The sequence below is a fragment of the Gilliamella sp. Fer4-1 genome (assembly GCF_001690515.1).
GTDB classification, from domain to species: domain Bacteria; phylum Pseudomonadota; class Gammaproteobacteria; order Enterobacterales; family Orbaceae; genus Gilliamella; species Gilliamella apicola_C.
In genome coordinates, this window is record NZ_LZGZ01000318.1 from 1 (window position 1) to 3,388 (window position 3,388).

The 3,388-nt window shown below is 36.5% G+C and carries 4 protein-coding genes; all 4 read right to left on the reverse strand.

Annotated features, from left to right (window positions below):
- On the reverse strand, window positions 1-920 hold a 920-nt coding region (locus A9G30_RS10650; protein WP_065588944.1), incomplete at its 3' end, for a FecCD family ABC transporter permease.
- A 46-nt stretch (window positions 921-966) separates the two neighbouring features.
- Window positions 967-1,605, reverse strand: a complete 639-nt coding sequence (locus A9G30_RS10655; RefSeq protein ID WP_065588945.1) for an NAD(P)H-binding protein — start codon at window positions 1,603-1,605, stop codon at window positions 967-969.
- 18 nt (window positions 1,606-1,623) lie between these two features.
- The gene (gene hutX, locus A9G30_RS10660) at window positions 1,624-2,124 is read right to left on the reverse strand and encodes a heme utilization cystosolic carrier protein HutX (RefSeq protein WP_065588946.1); all 501 of its coding nucleotides are present in this window, start codon (window positions 2,122-2,124) and stop codon (window positions 1,624-1,626) included.
- A 25-nt stretch (window positions 2,125-2,149) separates the two neighbouring features.
- The coding region (hutW, locus tag A9G30_RS10665) for a heme anaerobic degradation radical SAM methyltransferase ChuW/HutW (RefSeq protein WP_065588947.1) at window positions 2,150-3,388 on the reverse strand (1,239 nt) is incomplete at its 5' end.

Genomic DNA, 3,388 nt, shown 5'->3' on the forward strand with positions numbered 1-3,388 from the left:
GGAATTTCAGTAGGAGCAACTAACGTTCGGGCAAAAGTATCCGCCAATAATAATAAACAAGCGCCACCCAACGCAGAGGCCGGTAATAACCATCGATGATTAGCTCCCATTTGTAATCGAATCATGTGAGGAACAACTAAGCCAACAAAAGCGATTATGCCACTAACTGCAACTGAGGTACCAATTAGTACTGCACAGAGTAATAATAGGTATCGTTTTATTCGTTGCACATTGATGCCCAAATAATGAGCATCTTCATCGCCAAGTTGAAGAAGATTCAGTGCATGCGATAACTTAAAAATACCAAGTAAAGCGGGAAAAATGAGTGATACCGCAACTAAAACCAAATCCCACGAACCTTTACCTAAATTGCCCATTGACCATAATGAGAGCTGACGCAATTGGATCTCATCACCCATATAGCTCAAGCACCCCATTATTGCGCCAATAATGGCATTTATGGACACGCCTAACAAAACCATTTTTGCTAAGTTACATTGTGAATTTAAGCTATAAATATAAATTAACAAACAAATCAGCAAGCTACCTGCAAAAGCAGCAAACATTTTACCGTAAAGCATCATAATAGATGGAAATATTGCAGGAAATAAAATAGATAGTCCCACCATTAAAGCAGCACCACTACTAATGCCCAATAGGCCGGAATCAGCTAATGGATTTCTAAACAGCCCTTGCATTACCGCACCAGAACTAGCTAAAGCCATACCAACAACAACAGCTAACATAATGCGAGGCATACGGACATTGAGCCAAATATGCCATAACGGATCGTCAAATTGTAGGTTAATTAAATGGGTAATGGATAAATTTAATGCGCCAGAATTAGCCGAAAATAGAATAAGCACCAATAGTAGACCAATTAAACCCCATAACAATGAACGATGACGATTGTTTTGCACCCATTAACCTCTTTTATATTTTGAATTACTCATATTATTTAGCTAATTAATAAGTTATTGTTAAACTAGGGTCAACAACACTATAAGCACAATTACCAAATTCGTGATTAGCGATTTTATCAATAATTATTTTTGCTAAATCAATGCGATGAATAAACCCATGTACTTCTTGTTGATAATAGCATTGGGCATTTTGAGTCATTTCACCATCACGCAAACCTCCAGGCCTTAAAATTAAAAAATTTAATTTACTGGTTTGTAACCAAGTTTCAGCTAACGATTTTTCTCGTACTGCATGACCAAAAGCCTGTTTTGCTCTCGCAGATAAAGTTGCCCATGAGTCACCACACCCTAATGAAGTGACTAAAACCATCTGTTTTATGCCTGTTTGCTCAGCACAATCAATAATAATACGCTGGGCCTGATAATTCCCAGTTTCCCCACCTAAGGTTGAAACAATTGTTGAATCAGTACCAGCTAAATCACAAAGTTGTTTAACCAGCACGCGATCAGTTGCATCACCGACATAGGTTTCAATGCCTTGATTGACTAATTGCTTAGCAAAAGTATTATCACGAGCTAATGTAATACAATGCCAATCTGGATGGCTTTGTTTAACTAGTTGTAAAACTTGATAACCAGTTCCTTGTTTAGGGCTGACGCCAAAGATTAATAGTGTTTTCATTGTATTAACATCTTAAAGTTAATTAATCCGATTAGCTAATGCTCTGAATTTTTCTAGCTGTTCTGCTTTAAGTTGATGTTTTTCGTCACGACCAACAAAGATTTTAAACATCGCTTGTCCCATATGATTAAGAAATATCATCGACGCAGTAGACATTTTCATAAATTTACGTTCAATAAAAGCAATGTATTGGCAATGCTCCGCCTTGATATGGCCACTTAAACCTTTTTGGTGTCGTAAATTAAAATATTTATGGCTATGCGTCCCTAAGGGTAACTCACCAGAAATTTCAGCAATAACATCCCCCGTATGGATTAAAAACAATACTTCTCCCCAAGTTGCTACTTCTTCCCAAATGGTATCAAAATGGCTGCCATCGACAATTTTTGCTCTGGGTAAAGCCTGAATGACTTGCGTCAATGTAACATGATGATCTTGAGCAATCTTTTCTAATACTTCCTCGGGGTGGGTTTGCATATATGCAGCTAAATTAGCTAAATGGTTTTGTTTATCTGTCATAATAATATCCTTTAATTACGAAGTTTTAATGTGGATCTTTTGCTTGCTTAATAGCGGAATGAGGCATCATTTGTTGGCTACCAGTCGTTCGTTTTTCTTGCGCCATTTTTTGTTGTAATTCAATATATTCTGGATTATTGAGTTGTAATAATAACTGCTGTAAAGCTTGCAAGATATTGCTTGACCAAAATCGCCCAGATAATGTCAAAAGCAGGCAATGATCTGTATTTTGTAGAAGCCCTACTTGATGCCATTGATTGATTAATGGTTCAAACAATTGATAGTGCTGTGTTAATTGCGTCAAATCAATTCGCCCTTTTTCAATACCTGCTTGTAATTGATATAACCATTCGCCTATTAATGGTTTACCTGTTAACATCATAATTGGCTTTTTACCTTGATCTAATTGGGTGTAATACTGATTTAAATCTCGATGGATCATAAAAGATTGACCACCTAGCCGCCCACCAGCACAAGAGCCGAAAGCAAAGAAATTCGAACCTTGTTTAATTAAAAAATTATATAAATTTCGTTCACGGCTAGTTTTCGCCCAATGTGCATTAGTTAAATGAACCCAACCTTGTTTAGCAAAAAATTCAGCACCTTGATGATAAAAACGACACTTATCAGTGACAGACGGTATTTCAATACGTTTATTTTCAACACCTTTAGCAAGTGGTGTTGTAGGCAATAAATTAAGGGAATAAAGATCAATGCCATCTAATGGCAAATTATTAGCAATATCTAAATCTCGTTGCCATGTTTGAGGGGTTTGATCGGGTAAACCAAACATTAAATCACACACTAAAGCAACACTATCTCGTGCAGCTATGCGTTCAAAGTTTTTAATGATTTGTTCTTCAGTTGATGCTCGCCCTAACCTTTGTCTAATTTGAGTATTAAAGGTTTGTACACCTATAGAAAAACGATTAACACCAGCTTGAATATAGCTATCAACACGTTCATCATCAAAATCAGAAATGCGCCCTTCAATCGTAATTTCACAATCAGGTGCCAAAGGAGCGTGCTGTTTAAAATAACGAATTACTCTGGCTATTTGCCCACTAGCCAAAGCCGAAGGTGTGCCTCCACCAAAATAAATGGCATGAATTGGAGCAGATTGCATCGCTTTATTATCTATTTCAAGCGATATTTCTTTTAATAAATAATCGATATAGGTTTCAGTATTAAACTTCCGTAATGGGTTTTGATAAAAACCACAAAACTGACAATGAATATCGCAAAAAGGAATGTGAATATAAAT

What these genes read in the sequence shown, in the direction of transcription:
- A9G30_RS10655 (WP_065588945.1), bottom strand. Translation starts at nt 1,605, where the DNA reads ATGAAAACACTATTAATCTTTGGCGTCAGCCCTAAACAAGGAACTGGT.
- hutX (WP_065588946.1), bottom strand. Translation starts at nt 2,124, where the DNA reads ATGACAGATAAACAAAACCATTTAGCTAATTTAGCTGCATATATGCAA.